The organism is Actinospineispora acaciae DSM 45401, from assembly GCF_000620785.1.
Lineage (GTDB): Bacteria > Actinomycetota > Actinomycetes > Mycobacteriales > Pseudonocardiaceae > Pseudonocardia > Pseudonocardia acaciae.
Genome location: NZ_JIAI01000007.1, coordinates 335584 through 361295 on the forward strand (window position 1 = coordinate 335584; position 25712 = coordinate 361295).

The window sequence follows — 25712 nt, forward strand, 5'->3', positions numbered from 1 at the left end:
GGTCAGTCGAGCAGGTACACCTCGTCGCCGGGCATCGCGGCGCCCGGCTCCAGCACGGCGGCGTACACGCCGAGGGCCAGCTCGTACGGCGCGAGCACCTTCAGCAGCGCGGGCGAGCGGCCCAGGCCGAGCTGGTCCTGGGTGACCATCACGCAGCGGATGGTCGGGCCGGTCACGCCGAGCAGCGCGGTGCCGACCCGGAGCTGGCGGCCGATCCAGCCGTCCTCGGCCCGGTCCTCGCCGTCGACGTCGATCACCAGGTTGGGCCGGGCGCGCTGCCAGCCGACGTGCTCGTCCGGGGCCTGGGCGGACCACCAGCGCAGGGTGGCCGAGGTGATCAGGTGCACGGGGGCGGCGTCGTGGTGCGGCCCCTCCTCGGTCGGGGTGACGGTGACCGGGCGGCCGACCACCTCGGTCAGCGCGGCCGGCAGCTCCGGGGAGGCCACGTCGAACTCCCGGCCGTCGGGCAGCCGCAGCAGCGCCTCCGCGTCAACACTGTCACCGCCGTGGCCGCCGTCGAGGAGCCGGGCGGACATCTCCAGCATGTGGTCCAGCCGCGCCCAGCGCCAGGTGTTCTTGCCGGACCCGCGCTTGCCGTCCTCGGTGCGCAGCGCCCACGCCCGGTCGCCGGGCACCCCGCCGGGCTCGAGCACCAGCCGCTCCGGCCGCTCGCCCTGTACCGACTTGACCGGGTAGCGGGCGCACACCTCGACCGTCCCGACCCGTGTCCCGCGACCGCTCATCCCCCGGCCCGAGCCACGAGGAAGATGCGCCGGAACGGGAACCAGGTGCTGCCGTCCGCCCGGAGCGGGTAGGCGCGGGCCAGCCGGGGCGCCAGCTCGGCGCGGAACCGTTCCCACTCGGTGTCGTCCAGCGCCTTGCGGACCGGGCGCAGCGCGGTGCCGGTGATCCAGGTCAGCACCGGGTCCGGGCCGGTCAGCCGGTGCAGGTAGGTGGTCTCCCAGGCGTCCACCAGGGCACCGGTGCCGGCCACCGCGTCGGCGTACTCCATGGTGCCCGCCACCGCGTGCTCGTCGCGGACCTGGACCCGCCCGCGCCACGGCGGCTCGTCCAGCAGCTCGCGGATCAGCACGTGCGACGGCGAGGCGAAGTTGCCGGGCACCTGCATGGCGAACCAGCCGCCCTCGGGCATCGCGGCGACCCAGCGCACCACCAGCTCCGGGTGTTCGGGGATCCACTGCAGGACGGCGTTGCAGACCACCACGTCGTCGGACGGCCCCGGCGACCAGTCCCGCACGTCCGCCTGCCTGGCCGGCACGCCCCGGGCGCGCGCGTCGGCCACCATCTCGGCCGAGGAGTCCAGCGCGTCCACCTCGGCGTCCGGCCAGCGCGCGGCCAGCAGCCCGGTCAGGTGGCCGGGGCCGCAGCCCAGGTCGACCACCCGGCGCGGCTCGGTGGCGCCGACCCTGGCCAGCAGGTCGTGGAACGGCCGGGACCTGTCGTCGTCGAACGTCAGGTACGCGGCCGGGTCCCAGCCCAGCGACGAACGGGTCACCCTCGCGCCTCCTTCAGCTTGCGCGCCACCTCGACGGCCACCCGCCGGACCGCGTCGACGTCCGCGCCGGGGTCCGGCCGCACCTGCAGCACCATGCCGTCGCGGCCGGGCACGGCGCGCTGCACGAACCAGGCCCCGCCGCCGGGCAGCTCGCGGCGGTGCCGGGACCGGATCGAGCCGGTGACCCGCTTGTGCACCACCTCGGGCACGGCACCGGGCTCGGCCAGCGGCAGCCGGCGCGGCGGCAGGTCGCGCAGCAGCACCGCGTCACCGGCCTCGCCGGACTCCTCGGCCTCGATCACGCTGAGCGCGCCGCCGCCCCAGGTGGCCTTGCTGACCAGGTGCCAGCCGACGCGGCGCCCCTCCGGCAGCCACAGCCCGTACGTGCTGACCACCAGCGGGCCGCCGCCGGACACCGTCGCCGTGGCCAGCACCCGCTCCTGCGCGTCCAACCGCCCGGCGAACCCCTCCGGCAGCCGCTCGCCGCCGAGCAAACCGACCAGCCGCGCCCGCCAACCACTCACGCGGTGCCCAACGAACGTTCCCGCAGCGCCTTGCGGTACTGCTCCAGGGCGACCAGGTCGCCGAACAGCGTGTGGTACTCCTCGGCCTGCTCGACCGGCGAGGTCCGCTGCAGCCGCGACTTCAGCTCGGCCACCTGCCGCTCCACCATCGCGCCCTGCAGCCCGGCCAGCAGGCTGCCCACGTACCTGGGCATGCCGTCGTTCTTGGTGGCCATCCGCAGCGGCTCCACGGCCAGCTCGGTGAGCAGCGAACGCAGCGCGCTCGGGCACTGGGCGGCGACCAGCTCCAGCCACTCGGTGCCCTCGTGCCCACCGGCCGCGCCGCCGGCCTCCCGGATGCCCCGGTGCACGGCCACGTAGGACGGGTGGGTGAACGCGCCGTCCGGCAGCTCGTCGTAGGACGGACCGGCCACCGCCGGCACCTGCAGCGCCGACTTGATCGCTTCGCGCTGCAGCCGCAGCCGGGGGTCGTCCGGCGCGGGCCGCGACAGGCCGCCGTTCCCGGCCGGGTCGACGGCGCCGTTCCCGTTCGCCGGCCCGCGCACCACCCGGGGCCGGTCGGACGGCGCGTCGGCCTCCTCGCGCACCCGCTGCACCACGGTGGCCTCGTCCGCCCAGCCCACCCAGCCGGCCAGCCGCCGGGCGTAGCCGTCCCGCAGCGAGCGGTCCTTGATCCGGGCAACCAGCGGGACGGTCCGGCGCAGCGCGCCCACCTGGCCCTCGGTGGTGTCCAGGTCGTAGTCGCGCAGCAGGTTGCGGATGGCGAACTCGAACAGCGGCTCGCGGCGGGCGACCAGGTCGCGCACGGCGGTGTCGCCGGAGCGCTGCCGCAGCTCGCACGGGTCCAGCCCGTCCGGCGCGATCGCCACGAAGGTCTGCCCGACGAACTGCTGCTCGCCCTCGAACGCCTTGAGCGCGGCGGCCTGGCCGGCGGCGTCCCCGTCGAACAGGTAGATCATCTCGCCCAGGTCGAACGAGTCATCGCCGATCAGCCGGCGCAGCACGCCGATGTGTTCGGTGCCGAACGCGGTGCCGCAACTGGCCACCGCCGTGGTCACCCCGGCCAGGTACAGGGCCATCACGTCGGTGTAGCCCTCCACCACGACGGCCTGGCGGCGCCGGGCGATCTCCCGCTTGGCCAGGTCCAGCCCGAACAGCACGTGCGTCTTGCGGTAGACCGGGGTCTCGGTGGTGTTGAGGTACTTCGCCTCGATCGGGTCGTCGTCGAACAGCCGCCGCGCGCCGAACCCGACCACGTCGCCGCCCAGGTCCCTGATCGGCCACAGCAGCCGGCGGCGGAACCTGTCGATCGGCCCGCGCCGGCCCTCCTTGGACAGCCCGGCCTTGAACAGCTCGTCCAGGCTGAACCCGGCGGCCAGCAGGTGCTTGGTCAGCCCGTCCCACTCCGAGGGGGCGTAGCCGCAGCCGAACGTCGTGGCGGCCGCCGCGTCGAACCCCCTGCCGGTGAGGAACTGGACGGCAGGCGCCGCCTCCGGGGTGCGCAGCCGCTCGGCGTAGAACTCGGCGGCGCGCCGGTTGGCCTCCAGCAGCCGGGTGCGGGTGCCCTTCTCCCGCTGCACCGACGAGCCGCCGCCGGTGTAGGTCAGCCGGATGCCGACCTTGTCCGCGAGCCGCTCGACGGCCTCCACGAAGCCGAGGTGCTCGATCTTCATCACGAAGTCGATCACGCTGCCGCCCTCGGCGCAGCCGAAGCAGTGGAACGTGCCGTGCGTCGGGCGGACGTTGAACGAGGGCGTCTTCTCGTCGTGGAACGGGCACAGGCCCTTCAGCGACCCGGCCCCGGCGCGGCGCAGCGCGACGTACTCGCCCACCACCTCGTCGATCCGGGCCCGTTCACGGACCTTCGCGATGTCCGCGTCCCTGATCCGGCCAGCCACCCTGGTGAGTCTATGCCGGGGCGCCACCAGGGCCGGCCAGGGCCGGTCAGTCCTCCAGAACGAGGCAGAACGGGTGGCCGGCCGGGTCGAAGTAGACCCGGAACCGCTCCGGCTTGGGCTGCACCTCGGCCTTGCGCGCGCCGAGGGCGAGCACCTCGCGCTCGCCGTCGTCCAGGTCGGGCACGTCGAGGTCGATGTGCAGCTGCTGCGGGCTCCGCTCGTCGGGCCACGCCGGCGGGCGGTGCCCCGGCGCCTGCTGGAAGGCGATCGTGACCGGGCCGTCCGCGCGCAGCTCCACCCAGTCGTCACGCGAGTCCGGGTGGACCGGCCAGCCGGTGATCGCGGAGTAGAAGCCGGCGAGGGCGCGCGGGTCGGGGCAGTCGAGGGCGACGAGGCTGAACCGGGCGATCGAGGTGGCGGGGGAGGTCGTCATGGCCCGCACCGTAGCGCCGCTCACCGACAGTTCGCCGGGTCCGGCACGCTCGTCGCCCTCGACGGCCCGCCTGGCGCCGCGATCGGGGCGATTGTCGCGCTGAGAGCCGCGCTCAGCCGGTATCGGCCGTACTTCGCCACTACCGTCACATTTGTGTCGATCGCGCCCGACATCGAGGAGCACCGCGCCCACCTGGTCGGCGTGGGCTACCGGATGACCGGCAGCCTCGCCGACGCCGAGGACGCGGTGCAGGAGGCGTGGCTGCGGTTGAACCGGCTCGCCGACTACGAGCGGGCCGAGATCGAGGACCAGCGCGCCTGGCTGACCACCGTGGTCGCCCGGCTGTGCCTGGACCGGCTGCGCTCGGCCACCGCGCGCCGGGAGAGCTACGTCGGCCCGTGGCTGCCCGAGCCGCTGGTCTCGGCCCCGCACGACGACGACCCGCTGGCCTCGCTGGTGCGCGACGAGGGCATCCGGATGGCCGCCATGGTGGTGCTGGAACGGCTGACCCCGCCGCAGCGGGTGGCGTTCGTGCTGCACGACGCGCTGGCGCTGCCGTTCGGCGAGATCGCCGCGGTGCTGGGCTGCTCCCCGGACGCCGCCCGCCAGCACGCCTCGCGGGCCAGGCGGGTGCTCGCCGACGCGCAGCCGCCGCCCCGGGCCGACGCCGCCGAGCAGCGGCGCCTGCTCGGCGCGTTCACCGACGCGCTCGGCCGGGGCGACGCCGACGCGCTGGTCTCGCTGCTGCACCCGGACGCGGTGCTGATCAACGACAGCGGCGGGCTGACCCCGGCCGCCCGGCGCGAGGTGCACGGCGCGACCAAGGTGGCCCGGCTGCTGGTGGGCCTGCTGCACAGGTACGGGCCGGAGAACATGTTCAAGGGCTGGGCACCGGTGCTGGTCAACGGCGAGCAGGGGCACGTGTCCGGCGGGCACGGCGGCGTGCCGGAGTCGGTCAACGTGTTCAGCGTGCGGGACGGGCTGATCGTCGCCCTCTACGGCGTGCTCAACCCCGCGAAGCTGGCCGGCGCGCTGCCCCGCACCCGGCTGCGTTCCGAGCGGCTCAGGCCGTCGGCTCCCCGGCCGGCGCGGCCGGGGGCGACTCCGCCGCTGTGACCCCGTCGGCCAGCTCGCGCGAGAAGCGCGCCACCGACATCTCGACGCCCACGTACTCCTGCTCCTCGACCAGGCCGTCCGCGCGCCAGCCTCGGCCTCGGTAGAAGGCGTGCGCCCTCGGGTTCTCGGCGAGCACCCAGAGCACCGCGTGCCGGTGGCCGGTCGCCGCCAGGTGGTCCATCCCGGCGGCGTGCGCGGCGTGCGCCGCGCCCCGGCCGAACGCGTCCGGGTCCGCGTACAGGGCGTACAGCTCACCGGTCGGCACCCCCGGCCGCCCGTCGCGTTCCGGCTCGCGGGCCGGCCCCACCGCGCAGAATGCCCCCAGCTCCGGGCCGAAGAACCCGACCCGCAGCGCCAGGAACACCCGCCGAGGGCCGGGCGACTCCAACTTCTCCCGCCACCGCTCGGTGCGCTCGGCGAGGTCCAGCCCGGCCAGCGCCGAGTCCGGCACCAGACCTCGGTACCCGTACCGCCAGGACCGCACGTGCAGCGCGCCGATCACGGCGGCGTCACCCGCCCTCGCCACCCGTACAGTCCACTCATCTACTCCCACCGGGCCACGGTGGCGCACCGGCCGGCGGCCGTCCACCAGGTTCCCTCTGTGGTGGACTGGACAGCGTTCACATGAGCGTTCACATGAGGACGAGGAGTTGAGGATGACGGCCAAGTACGACCTCGGGCCGGCCGCCGAGCAGATCAAGACCTTGATCGACGGCGTCACCGACGAGCACCTGGACGGCCCCACCCCGTGCGCGGAGTACACCGTCCGCGACCTGCTCGGCCACCTGCTCGGGCTGACCGCCGTGTTCCGCAACGCGGCGACCAGGACCGGCGACACCGCCGCCCCTCCTGAAGAGCCGGGCACGCTGGTCACCGGCGACTGGCCCGCGCGGCTGGCCGCCCGGCTCGACGAGCTGGCCCTGGCCTGGCGGGACCCGAACGCCTGGGAGGGCGTCACCGGCGCCGGCGGCGTCGAGCTGCCCTCCTCGCTGGCCGGCACGATCGCGCTGAACGAGCTGCTGCTGCACGGCTGGGACCTGGCCCGCGCCACCGGCCAGCCGTTCCGCGCCGACCCGGACAGCGTCCGCGCCTCGCTGGAGTTCACCGAGCTGGTCAACAGCCCACGGTGGACGGCCGGCCGGGCCGGGCTCTTCGACGACGTCGTCGAGGTGCCCTCCGACGCCCCCGACCTGGACCGCACGCTGGGCCTGAGCGGCCGCGACCCGGCGTGGACGCCATGACCGCCGTGCACACCGACGACTGGCATGTCGACCTGCTCGACGTCGACGCCTACCTGGCCCGCATCGACCACCCCCGGGTCGCGCCCACCGCCGAGTCGCTGCGCAGCCTGACCCGGGCGCACGTGCGCGCCATCCCGTTCGAGAACGTGGACGTCGTGCTGGGCACCCACCGAGGCATCGGGCTGGACGCGATCACCGACAAGCTGGTGCACCGCCCGCGCGGCGGCTACTGCTACGAGCACGCGTTGCTGTTCGCCGCCGTCGCGCAGCGGCTCGGGTTCGAGGTGCGCCGCCTGATCGCCCGGGTCCAGCCGCACCGCTCCGGCCCGCGCACGCACATGACGCTGCGGGTGCGCGCCGACGGGGTGGACCACCTGGTGGACGTCGGGTTCGGCGCCGCGATGCTCGTCCCGATGCCCCTGCGCGACGGCGCACAGGTCGACCAGGCCGGCTGGATGCACCGGCTGACCCGCGCCGACGGCCTCTGGACGCTGGCCAGGCGCACCGCCGACGGCTGGGAGCCGCTGCACGAGTTCGACGAGAGCCGGGCCCGCCCGATCGACTACCAGGTCGCGCACCACTACGTGTCCACCCACCCCGCCTCGCCGTTCACCGGCCGGCTGGTGGTGATGCGCCTGGACGAGGGCGTGAGCCGCCGCCTGGTCGGCGACGAGCTGACCGTCGAGCACGCCGACGGCCGGGTAAAGCGCACGCCCGTACCCCCCGACCACCTGAACACCACCCTGCGCGACCTCGGCGTGGGCCTGGACGCCGCCGAGCTCGCCGAACTCCGTGCTCAGCACCCGTGAGTGGCTAGGGGCGTCATAGCGCCCCTAGCCACTCACGGGTTGGGACCTGCGGTATAACGCCGTGAGCAGGACCAGGCAGGCGGTGACCACGGCGGCGTTGAAGAGCAGGGCGACGGAGAAGGCGTGCGCATGGCCCGCGACGGAGCCCGTGACGGAGCCCGCGGCCGAGCCCGCGGCCGAGCCCGCGACGGAGCCTGTGACGGAGCCGGTCACGGGGGCGTGGCCGGGTAGGGCCGCGAAGTAGAGCAGGCCGATCAGCGCCACGCCGACCGCGCCGCCGACCTGCTGCGCGGTGGCCAGCAGGCCGGACGCGGTGCCGTGATGCCTCGGCCCGACCCTGGCCAGCACGGCGCCGAGCAGCGGCGACTGGAACAGCCCCATGCCCAGGCCGAGCAGCATCAGCACGGGCACCATTCGTCCGACCGACAGGCCGAGCCCGGACACGGCGGCCAGCGCGCCGAACCCGGCCACCGTGACCCCGGCCCCGAGCGCCAGCAGCCGCCGCGGCCCCCGCCCGAGCCTGGCCGCCAGCCGGGGCGCGAGCAGCGACGACACCAGGAAGCACACCGCCAGCGGCGCGTAGCTCAGCCCGGCGGCCAGCGCGGACAGCCCCAGCCCGTCCTGCAGGGTCAGCGAGAGCACCAGGAAGAACGAGTTCATCGCCATGTACCAGACCAGCACCAGGCACAGTCCCACCGCGACCGAGCGCTCGGCGAACAGCGCCAGGTCGACCAGCGGCTCGCCGCCGGCCCGCGCGGTCCGCCGCTGCAACGCGACGAACCCGGCGCCGCCCACCGGCACGACCAGCAGGCACAGCACCGACCACGGCGGCCAGCCCAGCTCGCGGCCCTGCACCAGCGGCACCACCAGCAGCGCGAGCACACTCGCGAGCACCAGGGCACCCGCCAGGTCCAGCCGGCGGGCGTGCTCCGCGCGCGACTCCGGGACGAACCGCCGCGCGCAGTACAGCGCGAGCACCCCGATCGGCACGTTGATCAGGAACACCGGCCGCCAGGACAGCCCGGCCAGGTCGGCCTGCACCAGCACCCCGCCGAGCAGCTGGCCGACGATCGTGGACGACCCGATCACCACGCCGAGCACGCCGAACGCGCGGCCCCTGCTCTCGGCCGGCACCAGCGCCTGGACCAGCGAGAACGCCTGCGGGAACAGCAGCGCCGCGCCCACCCCCTGTACCAGCCGGGCACCGATCAGGCTCGCCGCCCCCGGCGCCAGCCCGCAGGCCGCCGAGGCCACCGTGAACACCGCGAGCCCGACCGCGAACACCCGCCGCCGGCCGTACCTGTCGCCCAACCGCCCGCCGGTGACCAGGGTGATCGCGTACGCCACCTGGTAACCGGCGAGCACCAGCTGCACGGCCGCGTCCGAGGCGCGCAGGTCGGCCTGGATCGCGGGCGCCGCGACGAACACGATGAACACGTCCATGATCGCCATGAACACGCCGGAGAACGCCGTGAGCAGCGCCGGCCATGGATACGCCCGGCGGGCGCCGTCAACCGCCCGAACATCTGTCATGGCTCCACGATCACCCGCGCCTTAGCCTGTTAACAGGGTGCAGTTTTACTGGTAAAGACGTCACCACGCTACGAACGGGGAGAACGATGGACGGCGTGGCACGGCGGCGCGAGCTGGCGACGTTCCTGCGGTCGCGGCGCGAGCGGCTGACCCCGCCGGACGTCGGGCTGCCCGAGTTCGGCCGGCGCCGCACGCCCGGGCTGCGCCGCGAGGAGGTCGCCGGGCTGGCCAGCATGAGCGTCACGTACTACACCTGGCTGGAACAGGCGCGCGACGTCTCGCCCAGCCGCGCGGTGGTGGAGTCGCTGGCCGGCGCGCTGCGGCTGGACCGCACCGAGCGCGCGCACCTGTTCGCCCTGGCCAACCATGCCGTGCCGGCGCCCACGGTGGGCGCGGACCCGGTGCATCCCACGCTGGACGACATGGTCGCCGCGCTGGACCCGAACCCGGCGTACGTGATCAACCAGTGCTGGGACGTGCTGGCCTACAACCGGGCGCAGGCCGCGCTGGTGCGCGAGTACGACGAGCTACCCAGGGCGGAGCGCAACAACATCTGGCTGCTGTTCGCCGACCCCGCGCTGCGCTCGCTGCTGGTGAACTGGTCGGACGAGGCCCGCTCCCTGCTGGCCAAGTACCGCGCGGCCGCCGCCGAGCACGCCGGGGACGCCCGCTTCGGCGCGCTCACCGAGGCGCTGCTGCGCGCCAGCCGGGAGTTCCGGGAGTGGTGGCCGCGCCACGACATCGGCGGCTTCGAACCGGCCCGCAAGCAGTTCCGCCACCCGGCGGCGGGCCTGCTCACCGTCAACTTCCTCAAGCTCGCGCCGGTCAACCACCCCGAGCACCAGCTCCTGGTCTACCTCCCCGCCGACGCCTCCACCGCCGACGCGCTGGCCCGGCTCACCGCCGGGTAGCGCCGATGCCGGCGTGGGCCAGCACCCGGTCCACCAGGGCGGCGACCCGGCGGCGGGCGTCCGCCTCGTCGGCCCTCATCCGGGCCAGCAGCTCGTCCACGTCCGGCACCGCCCCGGGGTGTGCCTGCGCCCAGGCGGCGACCTCGGTGGCGGTGGCCTCCGGGTGGAACTGCACGCCGAAGTGCGGCCCCACGGTGTACGCGTGCGGCCCGACGGCGGTGCGGGCGAACTCCCGCGCGGCCGGCGGCAGCGTCATCACGTCCTCGTGCCAGACCGCCCACGGCCCCGGGTCCAGGCCGTCGTCCGGGTCGACGTCGATCCGCATCCAGCCGATCTCCGGCCCGCCGGGCGCCCGCGACACCGACCCACCCAGCACCCGGCACAGCAGCTGCGCGCCGAAGCAGATGCCGAACACCGGCACCCCCGCGCGCACCGCGCCGTCCAGCAGCCGCCACTCCCCGGCCAGGTACGGCACCGAGTCGTCGGCGGCCGAGTCGACCGACCCGAGCGGCACGACCAGGTCGAACCCGGCGGCGTCGGGCAGCGGCCGGCGCGGGTCGGCCACCTCGATGCGGGCGCCGAGCTCGACCAGCCGCTCCCCCACCAGCCCCGGCGGGTCGTCCCGCTCCTGCTGGACGAACAAGACCCTCACATCAGCTCCAGGGAAACGGCGAGTTGCTGACAGGGTGCAGCCGCCCGGTCCGGAACCGGTCGAAGCGGAACGGCTCCAGCAGCGGCTGCGGCTCGCCCAGCAGCTCGCGGGCGACCAGCTCGCCGACCCCGATCATCTTGTACCCGTGGTTGGAGTCGGCGATCACGTACGCATTCTGACGGACGTTGTCGAACACCGGGAAGCTGTCCGGGGTGAACGCCCCGATCCCGCCGGACGGCTCGCGGCGGTAGCGCGAGCGGCAGCCTTCGAAGCGGCCGTGGCAGTGCGCGAGCGCGGCGGTCCACATCCGCACGAACTCCTCGCCGACCACGAACTCGGGGCTCTGCGTGCCGTACGGGTCGACCGCCACCTCGGCGGCCGGGCGCGGCACCTCGACCGGCGCGGCGCCGCCCTGCACGCCGCCGAAGGAGAAGTCCGGCTTGTAGTAGATCCCCCACATGTCCTCGGTGACCAGGCCGTCGGAGTCGCGCAGCGGCCGGTCGGAGTCGACGTGCACCACCGGCGGCAGCCCGCCCGCGTTATCGGTGAACGTGTGCGGATCCACCTCCAGGGTGCCCTCCTGCAGCGCCCAGTACGTCCACATCGGACGGTTCGGGTGGACGTTGCCGTCCGTGTCCGTGACGTCGATGCGCTCCGGCAGCTCCAGCATCGCCCACAGGTCGCGGATCCACGGGCCGGCCGCGAGCACGAGCCGCTCGCATCGGATGTCGCCGGCGTCGGTGCGCACGGCGGTGACCGCGCCGCCGTCCACCTCGATCCCGGTGACCCGCACCCCGGTCCGGATCTCCACGCCCTCCGCCTCGGCCTTGGCGGCCAGCCCCTTGAGCGAGGCCACGTTGTTGGCGTACCCGCCGCGCTTCTCGTGCAGCACGCTGGTGATGCCCTCGGCGCGCCAGTCGTCGAACAGCCCGCGCAGGTACGAGCGGCACTCCGAGTCGCCAATGACCAGCTCGGACTCGTAGCCGATCGCGCGCTGCTCGGCGTGGATGCGCTCCACGTCCGCGCGCATCGCCTCCGGCGCGGCCTGCAGGTAGCCGACCGGGTGGTAGGAGAACGCCTCCGGGTCGGACTCCCAGACGCCCACCGAGTGCGCCATCAGCTCGCGCATCGCCGGCTGGAAGTAGTTGTTGCGGATCACGCCGCAGGCCACCCCGGACGCGCCGGCGCCGACCCCCGACTTGTCGACGACCAGCACGTCCGAACCGTCCCCGCGCCCGCTCGCCCGCAGCCGCCTGGCCAGCTGCCACGCCGTGGCCAGCCCGTGGATCCCCGCGCCGACTATTACGAACCGAACCTGCTGGACAGTCATCGACGAGCCCCTTAATATCCATCACGGCAACGCCATATCCACTTTCAGAGGACTTTACTATGGCTCGCACCGGTCGGCCAGCCACTCGCCAGGTAGGAGCGGTGGCCCGGGCCGTTGAGGTACTCGACGCGCTGGCCGAGGCGCGCGCCGAGCTGGGCACCAACGAGATCGCCCGCCGCACCGGGATCAACGTCAGCAGCATCTCCCGGCTGCTCTCCACGCTGGCCTCGGCCGGCCTGGTGCAGCACGTGCCGTCCACCGGCCGCTACCGGCTGGGCGTGCGCATCCTGCAGCTGGCCAGCGCGGCCCGGGACAGCCTGGACGTCCGCGCGGTGTCCCGTCCGTACCTGGAGGAGCTCGCCGAGCTCACCGGCGAGACCAGCACGCTGTCGCTGCCCGGCGAGCACGACCTGCTCACCATCGACTTCGTGCAGAGCCACCGCTCGGTGCGCAGCGTCGCCGAGATCGGCCGCAACAGCGTCGCGCACGCCACCGCCGCCGGCAAGGTGTTCCTGGCCTGGGGCGGCTCGCTGCCCGACGGCGACCTCGAGGCGTTCACCGAGCAGACCATCGTGGACCGCTCCGCGCTGGAGGCCGAGATCGCCAAGGTCTCCGACCGAGGCTGGGCGCAGGCCCTCGGCGAGCGCGAGGAGGACCTGAACGCGATCGCCGCCCCCGTGCTCGACGCCACCGGCCGGCTGCGCGCGGTCCTGGGCATCCAGGGCCCCGCCGTCCGCTTCCGCCCCCGCGCCATGCGCGCCGCCGTCGACCCGCTCACCGCCCGAGCCGCCCTCATCGCCGAGACCGTCTGACCCGGCGCGCGGGCTACTCGGTGCGGAGGAAGGTGGCCAGGGAGTCGTCGGGCTCGGTCCACCACGGCGTGTGGTGGAGGGGGGCCTGCGAGCCGGTGCACGGGCTGGAGAACGCCCGGTCGCGGTAGCCGGTGATGCTCTCCTCCTTGTGGTGCTCCCAGGTCTTGAAGTGCTCCCTGGTCAGGTCCAGGTCGAAGTCCGGGTAGTCGGTGTCCTTCATCAGGTCGCGCAGGTAGTCGGCCTGGAAGTCGATCTCCTCCTCCGGGTTGGAGAGCGTCTGCAGGCGCGCCGTCCAGCCGTCGATGTGCGCGGCCATCTCCTCGCGCGTGGGCACCGGCAGCCGGCCCAGGATGACGTCACGGGCGTACCAGGCCTGCAGGTCGAACATGGAGAACGTGTAGTACTGGTCCTGCATGCCCAGGTACATGAGCTTGGGGTTGTCCAGCCAGAGCACGCCGTTGTAGAGGTTCGGGGTGCACAGCAGGTTCGCGGTGCGCAGCCGCAGGTCCTCGGCCAGGAACGGGAAGCTGTGCTGGTAGCCGGTGCACAGCACGATCGCGTCCACCTCGCGGCTGGACCCGTCGGTGAACACCGCCGTGCGCCCCTCCACCCGGGACAGCCCGGGCACCTCGGCGATCCCGTCCGGCCAGCCGAAGCCCATCGGCGCGGTGCGGTAGCTGATGGTCACCGAGCTGGCGCCGTACTTGCGGGACTGCAGCGCGATGTCCTCCGCGGAGTAGCTGCTGCCCATCACCAACAGGTCCTTGCCGGCGAACTCGGCGGCGTCGCGGAAGTCGTGCGAGTGCAGGATCCGCCCCGGGAACGACTCGAACCCGGGGTACTCCGGCACGTTCGGCGTGGAGAAGTGCCCGGTCGCGACGATCACGTGGTCGAACGTCTCGGTGCTCGGGCCGCTCGGGGCGTCCGCCGTGACAGTGAACCGCTGCCCGTCATAGGACACCCACCGCACCGCCGTGCCGAACCTGATCCACTCGCGCACGCCCGCGCGCCGGGACCGCCCGGTGATGTAGTCGTAGAGCACCGCGCGCGGCGGGAACGACGGGATCGGCTTGCCGAAGTGCTCGTCGAACGGGTAGTCCGCGAACTCCAGGCACTCCTTCGGCCCGTTCGACCACAGGTACCGGTACATGCTGCCGTGCACCGGGTCGCCGCGCTCGTCCAGCCCGGTCCGCCAGGTGTAGTTCCACAGCCCGCCCCAGTCGGCCTGCTTCTCGAAGCAGACCACCTCGGGGATCTCTGAAGTATTACCGCCCGCCTTCCGGGCCGCCGCAAAGGCCTGCAACTGGGCGAGCCCGCTCGGCCCGGCCCCGATAACGGCAACACGTGTCACGATGGTCCTCCCTGGTCAGGACCCGTGAGTGGTTAGCGTTGCTATGACAACGCTAACCACTCACGGGGGTTTACGAGCGCGGACGGGTCTTCTCCGGGTCGTAGAACGGGAACCGCACCACCCGGGCGGGGATGCGCTTCTGGTGGCCGTCGAGCTTGCCGACCTCGACCTCGGTGTCCAGGGCGGCGTACTGGACGGCCATGCGGCACAGCGCGATGTTCGTGCGCAGCACCGGCGAGCGGGTGGCGCTGGTGACCACGCCGACCTGGGAGCGGCCCACGTGCACGCAGTCGCCGTGCGCGGCGGGTTCGTTGCCCGCGAGCTCCAGGCCGACCAGTGCCCGCTGCGGATGCGCCTTGCGTTCGAGCAGCGCGTCGCGGCCGACGAAGTCGTCCTGCTTGGTCTTGAGCGGGACGGTGAAGCCGATGCCGGCCTCGAACGGGTCGGTCTGGTCGTCGAAGTCGTAGCCGGCGAACACCAGGCCGGACTCGATGCGCAGCATGTCCAGCGCGTCCAGGCCGAGCGGCGTCAGCCCGTACGGCCCGCCCGCCTGAACGACCGCGTCCCACAGCGCGGGCGCGTCGGAGGGATGCACCCACAGCTCGTAGCCCAGCTCGCCGGAGTACCCCGTGCGCGACACCAGCAGCGGCACCCCGTTGTGGTCGCCGAGGCGGCCGATGGCGAACCGGAACCAGGTCAGGTCGCCGAACGCCGGCTGGGTGCCCGGCGTCCAGATGATCTCCCGTAACAGGTCGCGGCTGGCTGGGCCCTGCACGGCGATGTTGTGCAGCTGGTCGGTGGAGTGCTTGACCCACACCCGGTCCAGGCCCAGGCGAGACGCCTGCTCGCGCAGCCACACCCCGTCGTACTCGTCGCCGCCGACGAACCGGAAGTTCGTGTCCCCCAGCCGGAACACCGTGCAGTCGTCGATCATCCCGCCGGTCTCGTTGCACATCGCGGAGTAGACGACCTGCCCGTGCGAGAGCCGCCGGATGTTGCGGGTCACGGTCGCCTGCAGCAGCGCCTCGGCGTCCGGCCCGAGCACCTCGAACTTGCGCAGCGGGGACAGGTCCATCACCGCCGCGCGCTCCCGGCAGGCCCAGTACTCCTCGGTCGGGCCGTGGCCGTCGAAGCTGGACGGCAGCCAGTAGCCCCGGTACTCGGTGAGCTGGCGGGTCAGCGCCTTGATCCGGGGCGCGAAGCCGGTGTCGCGGGTCAGCTCGGGCTCGGCATCAGGGGTGACCCGGTGCGCGATGGCCATGGAGAACTTCCTCTCCGTGTCATAGACCCGGACGTGGATGTCTGTGGGCACCCAGGCGTTGGCCGGGTCGATGTCGTCCGGGCAGGCCGACGAGGCGCACACCAGGTCGGTGGCCGCGCGCATCAGCACGTAGTCCCCCGGCCGCGACCACGGCTCGTCGAACACCAGCAGGTTGTCGGCGTCGAACGCGGTGTTGTAGAAGAGGTTCAGCGCGGGCCAGCCGGCGCGCGGGGCCACGCCGTAGGACCGGAGCTGGTTGTTGAAGTTCTCGGTGCAGTTGATGTGCCCGGGGTAGCCCATGTCCTCGTAGTACTTGGCGTTGCAGGCCAGCCCGAAGGTGTCGTGGCGGCCGACGGTGTCGCGGACGATCTCTACCAGCGGCTGGGCGTCGGCGTCGTAGAACTTCCCGTGCAGGCCGGGCTGGGGGTAGGCGTTGCCCATGAAGTACCGGGTGGTCGTCGAGTCGAGCCCGCGCTCCACGCCGTCGTCGAGGCGGTGCGCGGAGAACGCCAGGAAGTCCGAACACTGCCGGCCCTCGACGTCGATCACCTGGATGTACTGGCCTGCCTTGACCAGGTAGGACAGCGCGGTGGCCGCGTCGATGCGGAACTCGTCCACCGGCTCGGCCAGCGGCGGGGGCAGCTCCCGGTCGAGAGCCGGCGGGCGGGGCGTGGCGCGGCGCAGTTCGAGCAGGAGCTCGGACGGGGGGTTCGCGGCGGCGTCGTGCACGCTCATCGGGGCGGCGGGGGCGTCGATGCGGGCGACGGCCTCGTCGGCGACGGTGATCGTCTCGGACGCGCCGGCCGGTGACCACTCGCCGAACAGCCGCTCGGCGCGGGTGTCGGCGGGGTCGGCGCCCTGGACGGTGAGTGCGGCGGTCTGGCGGCCCTGCGGGTCGATCACGGTCAGGCGGTCGCCGGGGTGCAGCGGCACGGTCGTCGAGCCGCCGGGGCGGACCCGGTAGCGCTCCAGGTCGGGTTCGCTCGGCAACAGCCCGGGCAGCAACAGCCGTGGCCGGTCGGGGGTCAGCGTCATCCGCGAGCCTCCTTCTCGTCGGCCTCCGCTTCGGCAACCAGTCGCGCGGCCAGCGCGCGCTTGCCGGCGGCGTCCAGCTTCTTCGTCTCGTTGGCCAGGGCGCGCTGGTCCACCGTCTGGTTCCAGTAGTCGACGGCCTCGAAGCCGAGCAGCACCGACTTGCCCACGAACTGGCGCAGCACCTCGTTGGACGGCCCCATCACCCAGCCGGCCTTGCCGTCGCGCAGGTAGCGCTCCAGCTCCAGGTCACGGCGGTAGCCCGAGCCGCCGCAGGCGTGCAGCATCGTGTCCACCACGGCGGTGACGTTCTTCGCGGCGGTGAACTTGAGCTGCCAGCACCAGTGCAGGTAGTTCGCCCGGGCCCGCTCCCCCGGCGTCAGCAGCCGGCGGTTGTGGTCGGTGGCGCCGTCCAGCGCGCCGGCCACCGAGTACGCGGCCAGCCGGGCGGAGTTCGTGTCGGTGACCGCCTCGCCCACGTAGTCCTGGATGGTCGGGTAGTCGCACACCCGCAGGCCGGTGTCGTCGTGCACCTTGCCGGTGGTGTGCCGCTTGGCAATGTCCACCGCGCCCATCGCGATGCCGTTCCACACCGACGACGAACCGAGCAGGAACCACGGGTCGACCACCTCGTCGTTGGACTCCGCGCCGTCCCCGACCGGCCCGACCAGCTGCTCGGGCGGCACCAGCGCGCGGTCCACCTCCACCGCGCCGGACTGGTTGCCCCGCAGCCCCAGCGCGTCCCACATCGACGGCCGCGCCCGCACCACGTCGGCGTCCACCACGAACACCGACAGGTCGTGGTACCCGGTGAAGTCCGGGCTGGTGGTCTGGATGACGTAGAAGTCGGCGAACCCGCCCGAGGTGGTCCACGACGAGCGCTTGCGCACCCGGAACGAGCCGTTCACCCGCTCCGCGCCGGACGAGATCGGGAACCAGAAGTGCCCGCCGGTGCGCGGGTCGGAGTAGGACAGGGTGCCGATCCGCCCGGAGTTCAGCGGCCGGATGTAGCGGTCCACCAGCGCCGGCGTGGGCCGCAGCATGATCGCCTGCACGGCGGCCACGTGCATCACGTAGCACATCGCGGTGGACGCGCAGCCGAAGCGCGCGATGGCCTCGGCGACCAGCGCGAACGCCAGGTGGTCGCCGCCCAGTCCGCCGTACGCCTCGGGCACCGTCAGCCCGAGGAAGCCGTGCTCGCCGAGCAGCTCCAGGTTGCGCCGGGGGAAGCGCAGCTCGTCGTCGGAGCGCTCGGCGTTGGCCCGCATCTCCCGCGCGCACAGCTCGATCACGGTGGCGCGCAGCTCGCGGTGCCGGTCGGTGAGCAGCCAGTCCGGGTCCCAGTCCGAGGCCACCCCCCAGAACGGCTCGCCGCGCCACCTGGTGGGTTCGGATAAGTGCGCGGTGGTCACAGCTTCTTGACGAAGGTCCGCGCGTGGTAGAGCGCCAGCGCCGGCAGCCCCACGAACAACACCACCATCAGCACCGCGCCGCCCGGATAGGCGAAGAACTCGCTCATGACGCCACCTCCAGCAGGCCGGACTGGCGCATCCGCTCCCGGCCGAAGTCGTTGAGCCGGAACCGGAACAGCACCTGCTCGACCCCTCCCGTCCGCTCCGGATCCACCGTCGTCTCCACCTCGTCGAGCAGGCCGCCGGAGAACAGGTCGGTGAGGTTCAACCGGACGGTGCCGCGCCAGTACTCGCCGTCCAGCCCGTACTCGGTACACGCCGCCGCGCACAGCTCGTCGTCCCACCGCCCGTTCTCCTGGGCCGCAGGCTCGGCGAGCAGCGCCAGCAGGTACCCCTTCAGGTGCAGCTGGGACATCACGCCTCCTGGGTGGTGCTGGAGCGGGTGGCGGGGACCGCGCGGATGACCTCGAGCACGTCGCGCTTCTCGGTGAACAGCACGAAGCTGCCGACCACCGCCACGACGGCGCCGATCACGAACTGGATGCCGGGCGGCTTGAGCGTGAACACGTACAGCCAGACCAGCGCGAGCGGGCCGTACAGCGCGGCGATCGCCTGCCCGCGCCCGACGCCGATCAGCGGGAACGACTTGTACCAGGACACGTAGCAGAAACCGAACGTCAGCCCGAGCAGCGCCAGCAGCAGCAGGTTGTTCGGGTTGGCCAGCGCCGCGCCGACGGTGCTCCAGAACTGGGCGCCGGCCAGCCCGGCCGCGATCGGGACCGCCACCACGACCCACAGCGCCACCTCGGCGGTGAACCGCAGCGTGATGCCGATGTCCGGGTCGCTCACGTCCAGCGCCCGCCCGGCGATGGCGCCCTCGATGCCCCAGCCCACGAACGCCAGCGCGCCGCCCAGGTAGCCCAGCCAGCCGCCGCCCCCGGCGCCGGTCAGCTCGCCGACGATGCCCGGCGCGAAGATCACCACACCGCCCGCGACGATGACCAGGATGCCGATCGCCGCCCGCTGGGTGATGTTCTCGTGGTACCAGATCCGGGCCACCAGGGCGCCGATGATCGGGTACAGCAGCGCGGACACCGCGGAGAACTGCGGCCCGACGTATGCGATGGCCAGGATCGACCCGAAGATCGCCGCCATGCCCGCCAGCCCGGCCGGCCCGTACCAGCGGGAGATCTTGACCTGGCGCAGCGTCCGCACGTAGTCGCCGGTCTTGCCGAGCACCGCGACCCAGACGAACAACGCGATCAGCACCGCTATCGCGTTCAGCGTGGTGATCACCATGGCGGCGAGGAGGTAGTTGTCCGTCAGGTCGACGAACGGTTTCTCCTGGTAGATGACGGTGCCCGGGACGTACCACGCCCCCCACAGCACCGCGCACCACAGCGCCCAGATGAACCCCCACCGCACCTGCCGGTTGCGGTAGTCCAGCCGCAGCTGCTCGATCTTGACCGAATCCACCATGGCGACTCCTCGCGGAGCTCCGGGCGCACTCGGCGGCCACGGTGCTTCGTGATCGGCCGCCGGTCGACGCTGACCGATGGGCGAGTGTGACATCCATCATGTTGGCCGACGTCCGCCCTGTAAACCCCCAGTGGAGAGACCGTCTCCAGAACTTCCGGGTGACAACGCTCGCCCACAGTGACCACCGCCCCCCGTTCGGACGGATCATGTCCACTGCGGCAATTACCCGATCGCTCGCACACCCACTTCGTATCCGGCACACCTGCTCCAGCGCGTGTGCGGGGTACGGAGTGGGTGTGCGAGCGGCGGGAGGGGTTACGGGGTGTTGGCGGCGGATTGGGCGGCGCGGACGTAGGCGCGGGCGTCGGCGATGGCGGCGCCGTCCAGCTCGCCGTGGCGGACGTTGATGCCGACCAGTTCGGCGGCCGCCCGCACGCCGGCCTCGGCCAGGAGCACGGCGGTCCGCGCGTCCCCGGCCAGGTTCTGGTTGCCCTCGGCGGCCAGCCGTGCCGCGAGCTTGGCCACCTCGGCGCCGTGGCGGGCCATCTCCAGTGGCACCTCGGTGGCCGCCCGCATCGCCTCGCCGCGCGCGGTCCGGTCCCGGCCGGCGGCGAGCACCTCGGCGTAGGCGGCCGCGTCGGCGTCGGCGAGCGCGAGCGCGCGCGCCCGCAGCTCGTCCGCCCGGCCGGCCAGCGCGGCCAGCTCGTCGGACCGGGAGAACCTCGCGGCCATCGCCGTCAGCCCGGCCGCCATGGCCAGCGTGAGCGCCGCCGCCGCGCCCCCGGACGGCGCCGGCCGCCGCGCCGCCAGCTCCCCGAGGAACTCCCCAACGGTCACATCGCCGTATCGCTCGCTCACGGTTCCTCCACGGCACACACCGCTCGTACCCCGCACACACATCCCAACTTGTGTGCGGGGTACGGACGGCGTGTACGGCGCACAGCCATCGCTCGGGCGGTCAGGACAGGCCGACTATCTCACCGTTGGCGTCGAGGTCGATGTGGTGGGCGGCGGGGTCGGTGCCCAGGCCGGGCATGGTGCGCATGTCCCCGCAGATCGGGTAGATGAAGCCGGCGCCCACCGACGCGCGGACCTCGCGGACCGGGAGCCGCCAGCCGGTGGGGGCGCCCTTGAGGGCCGGGTCGGACGAGATGGACAGGTGCGTCTTGGCGATGCACACCGGCAGCGAGCCGAAGCCGTTGCGCTCGTAGCTGTCCAGCTCGCGGGCCGCGGTCGGGGCGTAGTCCACGCCGTCCGCGCCGTACACCTCGCGCGCGATCGTCTCGATCTTCTCCCGCAGCGATGCCTCGTCCGGGTAGAGGAAGCGGAAGTCGGTCGGCTCCTCCGCCGCCTCCGCGACCGCGCGCGCCAGGTCGGTCGCGCCGGCGCCGCCCTCGGAGAAGTGCTGGCACACCGCCGAGCGGGCTCCCATCTCGGCGGCGATCTCCGCGATGGCGGCGTGTTCGGACGGGTGGTCGCCCGGGAAGGCGTTGATCGCCACCACCGGCGACACCCCGTGCAGCCTGATGTTCTCGATCTGCTTGCGCAGGTTGGCCCCGCCGGCGTGCACGTCGTCCGGGTTCTCCACCAGCATCGCCGGCGGCAGCGGCTTGCCGGCCACCACCCGGTGCGCCCCGGAGTGCGCCTTGAGCGCGCGCACCGTGGCCACCACCACCGCGGCGTCCGGACGCAGCCCCGAGGCGCGGCACTTGATGTTGAAGAACCGCTCGGCGCCCATGTCCGCGCCGAACCCGGCCTCCGTGATCAGAAAGTCCCCGCCCCGGATGCCGATCAGGTCGGCCACCACCGAGGAGTTGCCGTGCGCGATGTTGCCGAACGGCCCGGCGTGCACCAGCACGGGCGTGTTCTCCAGCGTCTGCATGAGGTTCGGCTTGAGCGCGTCGCGCATGATGACGGCCATCGCGCCGGCGCCGCCGAGGTCCTCGGCCGTCACCGGCTCGCCCCGGCGGGTGTAGCCGACCACGATCCGGCCCAGCCGGGCGCGCATCTCCGGCAGCGAGCGGGCCAGCGCGAAGATGGCCATCACCTCGGAGGCCGCGGTGATGTCGAAGCCGGTCTGCCTGGGGATGCCGTCCAGCCGGTTGCCCAGGCCGACGATCACGTTGCGCAGCGCCCGGTCGTTGACGTCCAGCACCCGCCGCCAGGTGATCCGGTGCTGGTCCAGCCCGGACGCGTTGCCCTGGTAGAGGTGGTTGTCCAGCACGGCGGAGAGCATGTTGTGCGCCTCGGTGACGGCGTGGAAGTCGCCGGTGAGGTGCAGGTTGAGGGTCTCCATCGGCACCACCTGGCTGTACCCGCCGCCGGCCGCGCCGCCCTTGATGCCGAACGTCGGGCCCATGGACGGCTGGCGGATGGCCACCGTGGCCTTCTTGCCGATGTGCCGCATGGCCTGGCCGAGCCCGACCGTGGTGGTGGTCTTTCCCTCGCCGAGCGGGGTCGGCGTGATCGCGGAGACCACCACGTACTTGGCCGGCGGGCGGTCGGCCAGCTCGTCGATGGCGTCGAGGCGGATCTTGGCCACGTCCCGGCCGTAGTGTTCGAGCAGGTGGGCGCCCACGCCCATCTCGCCGGCGATGTCCTCGATCGGCTTGAGCCCGGCGGCGCGGGCGATCTCCAGGTCACTCGGGAAGGCCATCTCTACCCCACTCCCTCGACGGCAATATCGAACTCCGCGCCGGCGTCCAGTACCGCGTCCCACAGGTAGCGGCCGGACGAGCGTTCGCAGTGCAGCAGGTAGCTGGGGGTCCCGTCCAGGTCGTTTCGCACCAGGTCGGTGACCAGTCTGGCCACCGAGGTGCGCAGCGCGGCGCCGTCGGGGGTGACGTCGTCGGACAGGTCGATCGCGCACACCTTGGCCAGGAGGTCGGCGGCGCGCTGGCCGGTCAGCCTCAGTAGCGCACGGCCGTGCGTCAGGTCGACGACGCTGACCAGCTCTTCCAGGCCGGCCACCCGCCGCGACACCACCGAGGCCGGGGTGCCCAGCAGCAGCCACTCCCCCGGGCCGGAGCCGATCACCAGCGAGCCGTCGGCCTCCCGGGCGGCCCGGCCGAACGGGGTGCCCAGCGTGGTCCGCGCCGGCCCGTCCGGGGTCGCCCGCACCAGGGTCTTGAGCAGCGCGCTGGCGTCGGACAAGGTCAGCGCCGCGCCGGTGGTCGAGGCGGGAACGGACGCGAACGGGCTGGCCGGGGCCGGGGTGGTGAACTCGCGGCACGGGCCGAGCGGGCCCGCGGAGTCGGCCTGCTGGCGTTTGCCCTCCGGGTCGACGGCGGCCAGGTGGTCGGCGACCTCGGCCGTCACGTCCCCACCGCCCGGCAGCCGGACGGTGACCCGGGTGCCCGGCTCGGCCAGCGTGGCGTCCAGCTGGCCGAGGCACACCGCGCGCCCGAGCGTCGGGGACAGCCGGCTGGACGTCACCCTGCCGACGATCCGGGTGCCCGCGACGATCTGGCTGGCCTCCGGCGGCACCACCGACGGGTCCAGCGTCGTCAGCCCGACCAGCCGCGAGCCGTCGCCGCGCTCGTGCTGCCAGGCCAGCTCGGGGCGGCCGACGAAGTCCGGCTTGTCCAGCTTCACCGCCCAGTCCAGGCCGGCGTTGTACGCCTTGGTCAGCCCGTCGGTGTCCTGGCCGACGATCAGGTGGCCCTTCTCCAGCCGCAGGATGCGCTGCGCCTCCACGCCGAACGGCGCGGCCCCCAGGTCGGCGCCGTGCTCCAGCAGCGCCTCCCAGACGTGCAGCCCGTACCCGGCCGGCACGTGCAGCTCGTAGGACAGCTCGCCGGTGAACCCGATCCGCCACAGCACGCAGTCGTCCACGCCCGCGACCCGCCCGGTCCGCACGTGCATGTACGGGAACGCCTCCGCCGAAAGATCAACACCGTCCACCAGGCGTGCCATCAGCTCGCGGGAGTTCGGCCCCGCCACGTTGATGCTGGCGTACCCGGTGGTGACCGGCGTGACGTGCACCTTCCAGTCCGATCGCTCGGTCTGCAGCCAGTTCTCCACCCACTCCCAGATCGCGCCGGCGCCCGACGAGGTGGTGGACATCAGGTAGTGGTCCTCGCTGAGCCGGCCGGTGACGCCGTCGTCGAGCACCACGCCGTCCTCGGCGCACATCACCCCGTACCTGACCCGCCCGAGCGCCAGCTTCGACCACTTGTTGACGTAGAGCAGGTTGAGCAGCTTGGGCACGTCCGGGCCGCGCAGGTCCAGCTTGCCGATCGGGGTGACGTCGATGATCCCGACCCGCTCGCGCACGGTGCGCACCTCGCCGGCCGGGTCGCCGTAGTGGTCCGGGCGGATCCACTGGCCGGCGACCAGCGGCTTCGCCCCGTGCGCCTGGTGCCACGGCTGCATCGGCGAGTGCCGCACCGGCTCGAAGATCCGCCCGGCCAGCGCGCCCAGGGTGACCGGCACGTGCATCGGCCGCCAGGTCGTGGTGCCCGTCTCCGCGATCGTGGCGCCGGTGGCCTCGGCGAGCACCGCCACGGTGTTCACGGTCTCCAGCTTGCCCTGCGCGGGGCCCATCGTGGCGGTGGTGAAACGTTTCACCAGCTCGACGGAGTCGTAGCCTTCGCGGGCGGCGGACACGATGTCCTTGGACGAGACGTCCTCGGAGAAGTCCACGATGCCGTGGGTGCGGCCGCGGAACAGCTCGGGGTGCTCGGCGGCGGGCAGGTCCGGGATCGGCACTGGGTCCGGCACGGTGTCCAGCGCGGGCGGCCGGGCCCGGGTGGGCAGCCGGGAGAGCCGTTCGCGGCGGCGCAGCAGCGCCCGGCGGGCCGCCTCGGAGCCGACCGCGTCGGCGTGCGCGACCAGCTCGTCGGTGCTGCCGTCGCCGGCCAGGCCGCCGGCCACCATGACGTCCTCGCCGTGCTGGCCGCCGGGCAGGAACCGGGCGGCCCTGTCGGAGTAGACGGGCCGGTCGCCGGCCATGTTGAGCAGCGCGGTCGGTGACGTCCAGCCGGTCGCGGTGACCAGCAGGTCGGCTTCGACCTTGCGCCCGTCTGAAAGCTCCACCGCCCGTACGCCGCCGCGCCCGTGCACCCTGGCCACGTCCTCGCCGGCGCGCGCGTCCACGACGGCGGCCACCTCGACGCCGACCCGGCGCAGGTCATCGGCGGCGGCGTCGCCTTCGGCGTTCGCGGTGAACACCACCGCCCGCTCGCCCGGCCGCACCGCGTACATGTTCACCAGCCGGCGCACCGCGGTGGACAGCATCACCCCGGGCACGTCGTTGCCGGCGAACACGTACGGCCGCTCGATCAGCCCCGGGGCCGCCACGAGCACCCCGGCGCGCGCCTTGACCAGCCGCTCCGGGACGCCCGGGAGCGCACGCTGAACGACGGCCACCCAGTTGTCGTCGTAGCGCCCGACCACCGAGGAGTCGGTGAGCACCTCGATGCCCTCGGAGGCGTCCACCACCGCGCGCAGCGCCGCCAGCGCGGACAGCTCCTCCGGGCCGCCCCAGCGCAGGTGCCCGCCCAGCTCGTGCTCCTCCTCCACCAGCAGCACGTGCGCACCGGCGCCGGCCGCCGCGACCGCCGCCGCCATCCCGGCCGGCCCGCCGCCGGCCACCAGCACATCCGGGTGCGCGTACCGCTTGTCGTAGTAGTCATGTGGGGTGTCGGGCGGCACCGAGCCGCCGTGCGCGAACCGCTGCAGCACCCGCTCGTAGGCCGGCCACAGCGCGGACGGCGCCATGAACGTCTTGTAGTAGAAGCCCGCCGACAGGAACCGCCCCGCCAGCCCGTTCACCGCCTTGACGTCGAACCGCAGCGACGGCCAGGTGTTCTGCGAGCGCACCCGCATGCCCTCTTCCAGCCGCCGGTGCCCGGCGCGGACGTTCGGCTCGTCGTCGACCTGCAGGATCGTGCCCGGGTCGTGGACGCTCGCGGTGAGAATCCCCCGTGGCCGGTGGTACTTGAAGCTCCGGGAGAACACCCGGTGCCCGCTCGCGGCCAGCGCCGAGACGATCGTGTCCCCCGGGTGCCCGCTCGCCGGCCGTCCGTTCCAGCTGAACCGCACGGTCCGTGACCTGTCGATCACCTCGCCCGGCTGGACGGGCAGCCGCCCCGTGACCGTCTCCGTCGCCGTCACCGCGCCCCCTCCGCCCGCACCTCATTGCTCACCGTGTGCCGGCTGACCTGGAAGTACCGCCGGCACCCCGCCGAGTGGTACCAGCTCTCCCGCGTCCACCCCGCCGCATTGCGCCGCAGGTACAGGTACCCGCGCCACTGCTCGGGCGTGACGTCCTCCGGATCCGGCCGCCGCACCACCTCGCCGAGGTGCCGGAACTCCGACACGTTGCGCGGCCCGCACCACGGGCACGGCAAGACAACCACTGCGTCCTCCCTGGTCAGGACCCGTGAGTGGTTAGCGTTG

Annotated in this window: 23 protein-coding genes; 5 read left to right on the forward strand and 18 right to left on the reverse strand. The window is 73.3% G+C overall.

Annotated features, from left to right (window positions below; genetic code table 11):
* Positions 1–2: 2 nt before the first annotated feature.
* Genes N912_RS55535 through N912_RS0129620 form a run of 5 tightly spaced genes read right to left on the reverse strand, consistent with a single transcriptional unit; the run spans position 3 to position 4371 of the window.
* A complete protein-coding gene (locus N912_RS55535) occupies positions 3–743 on the reverse strand; it encodes an MOSC domain-containing protein (RefSeq protein ID WP_064745417.1) in 741 nt (246 codons plus the stop codon).
* The gene (locus N912_RS0129605; protein WP_028925229.1) at positions 740–1516 is read right to left on the reverse strand and encodes a trans-aconitate 2-methyltransferase; all 777 of its coding nucleotides are present in this window, start codon (positions 1514–1516) and stop codon (positions 740–742) included. Before N912_RS0129605 ends, N912_RS55535 begins: the two co-directional genes overlap by 4 nt.
* Positions 1513–2040 carry a hypothetical protein gene (locus N912_RS0129610; protein WP_028925230.1) on the reverse strand — a complete coding sequence of 176 codons (528 nt, stop codon included), beginning with the start codon at positions 2038–2040 and terminating at the stop codon, positions 1513–1515. Before N912_RS0129610 ends, N912_RS0129605 begins: the two co-directional genes overlap by 4 nt.
* Positions 2037–3938: a DNA primase gene (gene dnaG, locus N912_RS0129615; RefSeq protein ID WP_028925231.1), complete on the reverse strand. Its 1902-nt coding sequence runs from the start codon at positions 3936–3938 to the stop codon at positions 2037–2039. The genes N912_RS0129610 and dnaG overlap by 4 nt, the downstream gene beginning before the upstream one ends.
* A 46-nt stretch (positions 3939–3984) precedes the next feature.
* Positions 3985–4371, reverse strand: a complete 387-nt coding sequence (locus N912_RS0129620) for a VOC family protein (RefSeq protein WP_037067172.1) — start codon at positions 4369–4371, stop codon at positions 3985–3987.
* Between the two features lie 153 nt (positions 4372–4524).
* Here N912_RS0129620 and sigJ point away from each other — a divergent pair, with 153 nt between their 5' ends.
* Positions 4525–5487, forward strand: coding sequence for an RNA polymerase sigma factor SigJ (sigJ, locus tag N912_RS55540; protein ID WP_064745418.1), 963 nt, complete (start codon positions 4525–4527; stop codon positions 5485–5487).
* On the opposite strand, the gene N912_RS63870 is transcribed toward sigJ, so the two are convergent.
* Positions 5435–6013, reverse strand: coding sequence for a GNAT family N-acetyltransferase (locus tag N912_RS63870; protein ID WP_051580973.1), 579 nt, complete (start codon positions 6011–6013; stop codon positions 5435–5437). The two genes, sigJ and N912_RS63870, sit on opposite strands and share 53 nt — an antisense overlap.
* Before the next feature lie 130 nt (positions 6014–6143).
* Between N912_RS63870 and N912_RS0129635 the strand changes: the two genes are divergently transcribed.
* Together N912_RS0129635 and N912_RS0129640 are read left to right on the forward strand one after the other, a co-directional pair.
* The gene (locus tag N912_RS0129635) at positions 6144–6728 is read left to right on the forward strand and encodes a TIGR03086 family metal-binding protein (protein WP_028925233.1); all 585 of its coding nucleotides are present in this window, start codon (positions 6144–6146) and stop codon (positions 6726–6728) included.
* Complete coding sequence (locus tag N912_RS0129640) at positions 6725–7537, forward strand: arylamine N-acetyltransferase family protein (protein ID WP_028925234.1); 813 nt, start codon at positions 6725–6727, stop codon at positions 7535–7537. Before N912_RS0129635 ends, N912_RS0129640 begins: the two co-directional genes overlap by 4 nt.
* A 24-nt stretch (positions 7538–7561) precedes the next feature.
* Here the strand turns inward: N912_RS0129640 and N912_RS0129645 are convergent, their stop codons facing one another.
* Positions 7562–9070 (reverse strand): DHA2 family efflux MFS transporter permease subunit, encoded by a 1509-nt coding sequence (locus tag N912_RS0129645; protein WP_028925235.1) that lies wholly within the window; start codon positions 9068–9070, stop codon positions 7562–7564.
* Between the two features lie 86 nt (positions 9071–9156).
* Here N912_RS0129645 and N912_RS0129650 point away from each other — a divergent pair, with 86 nt between their 5' ends.
* On the forward strand, positions 9157–9981 hold the full coding sequence (locus N912_RS0129650; protein ID WP_028925236.1) for a helix-turn-helix transcriptional regulator: 825 nt from the start codon (positions 9157–9159) through the stop codon (positions 9979–9981).
* Here the strand turns inward: N912_RS0129650 and N912_RS0129655 are convergent.
* Positions 9968–10633, reverse strand: a complete 666-nt coding sequence (locus N912_RS0129655) for a type 1 glutamine amidotransferase (protein WP_028925237.1) — start codon at positions 10631–10633, stop codon at positions 9968–9970. The two genes, N912_RS0129650 and N912_RS0129655, sit on opposite strands and share 14 nt — an antisense overlap.
* A gap of 1 nt (position 10634) precedes the next feature.
* On the reverse strand, positions 10635–11963 hold the full coding sequence (locus tag N912_RS0129660; protein ID WP_028925238.1) for an NAD(P)/FAD-dependent oxidoreductase: 1329 nt from the start codon (positions 11961–11963) through the stop codon (positions 10635–10637).
* A 101-nt stretch (positions 11964–12064) separates the two neighbouring features.
* Between N912_RS0129660 and N912_RS0129665 the strand changes: the two genes are divergently transcribed.
* A complete protein-coding gene (locus N912_RS0129665; protein ID WP_028925239.1) occupies positions 12065–12775 on the forward strand; it encodes an IclR family transcriptional regulator in 711 nt (236 codons plus the stop codon).
* Between the two features lie 13 nt (positions 12776–12788).
* On the opposite strand, the gene N912_RS0129670 is transcribed toward N912_RS0129665, so the two are convergent.
* The 9 genes from N912_RS0129670 to N912_RS0129715 form a co-directional block, all read right to left on the reverse strand.
* On the reverse strand, positions 12789–14126 hold the full coding sequence (locus N912_RS0129670; protein WP_028925240.1) for a flavin-containing monooxygenase: 1338 nt from the start codon (positions 14124–14126) through the stop codon (positions 12789–12791).
* A 70-nt stretch (positions 14127–14196) separates the two neighbouring features.
* Positions 14197–16422 (reverse strand): trimethylamine N-oxide demethylase, encoded by a 2226-nt coding sequence (locus tag N912_RS0129675; RefSeq protein WP_051580974.1) that lies wholly within the window; start codon positions 16420–16422, stop codon positions 14197–14199.
* Positions 16419–17831: an acyl-CoA dehydrogenase family protein gene (locus tag N912_RS0129680; RefSeq protein ID WP_028925242.1), complete on the reverse strand. Its 1413-nt coding sequence runs from the start codon at positions 17829–17831 to the stop codon at positions 16419–16421. The genes N912_RS0129675 and N912_RS0129680 overlap by 4 nt, the downstream gene beginning before the upstream one ends.
* Before the next feature lie 103 nt (positions 17832–17934).
* On the reverse strand, positions 17935–18246 hold the full coding sequence (locus N912_RS0129690) for a hypothetical protein (RefSeq protein ID WP_028925243.1): 312 nt from the start codon (positions 18244–18246) through the stop codon (positions 17935–17937).
* The gene (locus N912_RS0129695) at positions 18246–19310 is read right to left on the reverse strand and encodes a membrane protein (protein ID WP_037067176.1); all 1065 of its coding nucleotides are present in this window, start codon (positions 19308–19310) and stop codon (positions 18246–18248) included. Before N912_RS0129695 ends, N912_RS0129690 begins: the two co-directional genes overlap by 1 nt.
* A 315-nt stretch (positions 19311–19625) precedes the next feature.
* Positions 19626–20168, reverse strand: a complete 543-nt coding sequence (locus N912_RS55550; protein ID WP_051580976.1) for a cyclodeaminase/cyclohydrolase family protein — start codon at positions 20166–20168, stop codon at positions 19626–19628.
* A 100-nt stretch (positions 20169–20268) separates the two neighbouring features.
* Entirely contained in the window at positions 20269–21966 is a 1698-nt protein-coding gene (locus N912_RS0129705; protein WP_028925245.1) for a formate--tetrahydrofolate ligase, read from the reverse strand.
* Positions 21967–21968: 2 nt separating this feature from the next.
* Positions 21969–25427 carry a 2Fe-2S iron-sulfur cluster-binding protein gene (locus N912_RS66540; RefSeq protein ID WP_028925246.1) on the reverse strand — a complete coding sequence of 1153 codons (3459 nt, stop codon included), beginning with the start codon at positions 25425–25427 and terminating at the stop codon, positions 21969–21971.
* Positions 25424–25672: a sarcosine oxidase subunit delta gene (locus N912_RS0129715; RefSeq protein WP_028925247.1), complete on the reverse strand. Its 249-nt coding sequence runs from the start codon at positions 25670–25672 to the stop codon at positions 25424–25426. Before N912_RS0129715 ends, N912_RS66540 begins: the two co-directional genes overlap by 4 nt.
* Positions 25673–25712 lie beyond the last annotated feature (40 nt).

Bases quoted from the DNA above. Each gene is read 5' to 3' on its own strand.
- N912_RS55535 (WP_064745417.1), bottom strand. From the start codon at position 743: ATGAGCGGTCGCGGGACACGGGTCGGGACGGTCGAGGTGTGCGCCCGC.
- N912_RS0129620 (WP_037067172.1), bottom strand. From the start codon at position 4,371: ATGACGACCTCCCCCGCCACCTCGATCGCCCGGTTCAGCCTCGTCGCC.
- N912_RS0129635 (WP_028925233.1), top strand. From the start codon at position 6,144: ATGACGGCCAAGTACGACCTCGGGCCGGCCGCCGAGCAGATCAAGACC.
- N912_RS0129640 (WP_028925234.1), top strand. From the start codon at position 6,725: ATGACCGCCGTGCACACCGACGACTGGCATGTCGACCTGCTCGACGTC.
- N912_RS0129645 (WP_028925235.1), bottom strand. From the start codon at position 9,070: ATGACAGATGTTCGGGCGGTTGACGGCGCCCGCCGGGCGTATCCATGG.
- N912_RS0129650 (WP_028925236.1), top strand. From the start codon at position 9,157: ATGGACGGCGTGGCACGGCGGCGCGAGCTGGCGACGTTCCTGCGGTCG.
- N912_RS0129660 (WP_028925238.1), bottom strand. From the start codon at position 11,963: ATGACTGTCCAGCAGGTTCGGTTCGTAATAGTCGGCGCGGGGATCCAC.
- N912_RS0129675 (WP_051580974.1), bottom strand. From the start codon at position 16,422: ATGACGCTGACCCCCGACCGGCCACGGCTGTTGCTGCCCGGGCTGTTG.
- N912_RS0129690 (WP_028925243.1), bottom strand. From the start codon at position 18,246: ATGTCCCAGCTGCACCTGAAGGGGTACCTGCTGGCGCTGCTCGCCGAG.
- N912_RS0129695 (WP_037067176.1), bottom strand. From the start codon at position 19,310: ATGGTGGATTCGGTCAAGATCGAGCAGCTGCGGCTGGACTACCGCAAC.
- N912_RS0129705 (WP_028925245.1), bottom strand. From the start codon at position 21,966: ATGGCCTTCCCGAGTGACCTGGAGATCGCCCGCGCCGCCGGGCTCAAG.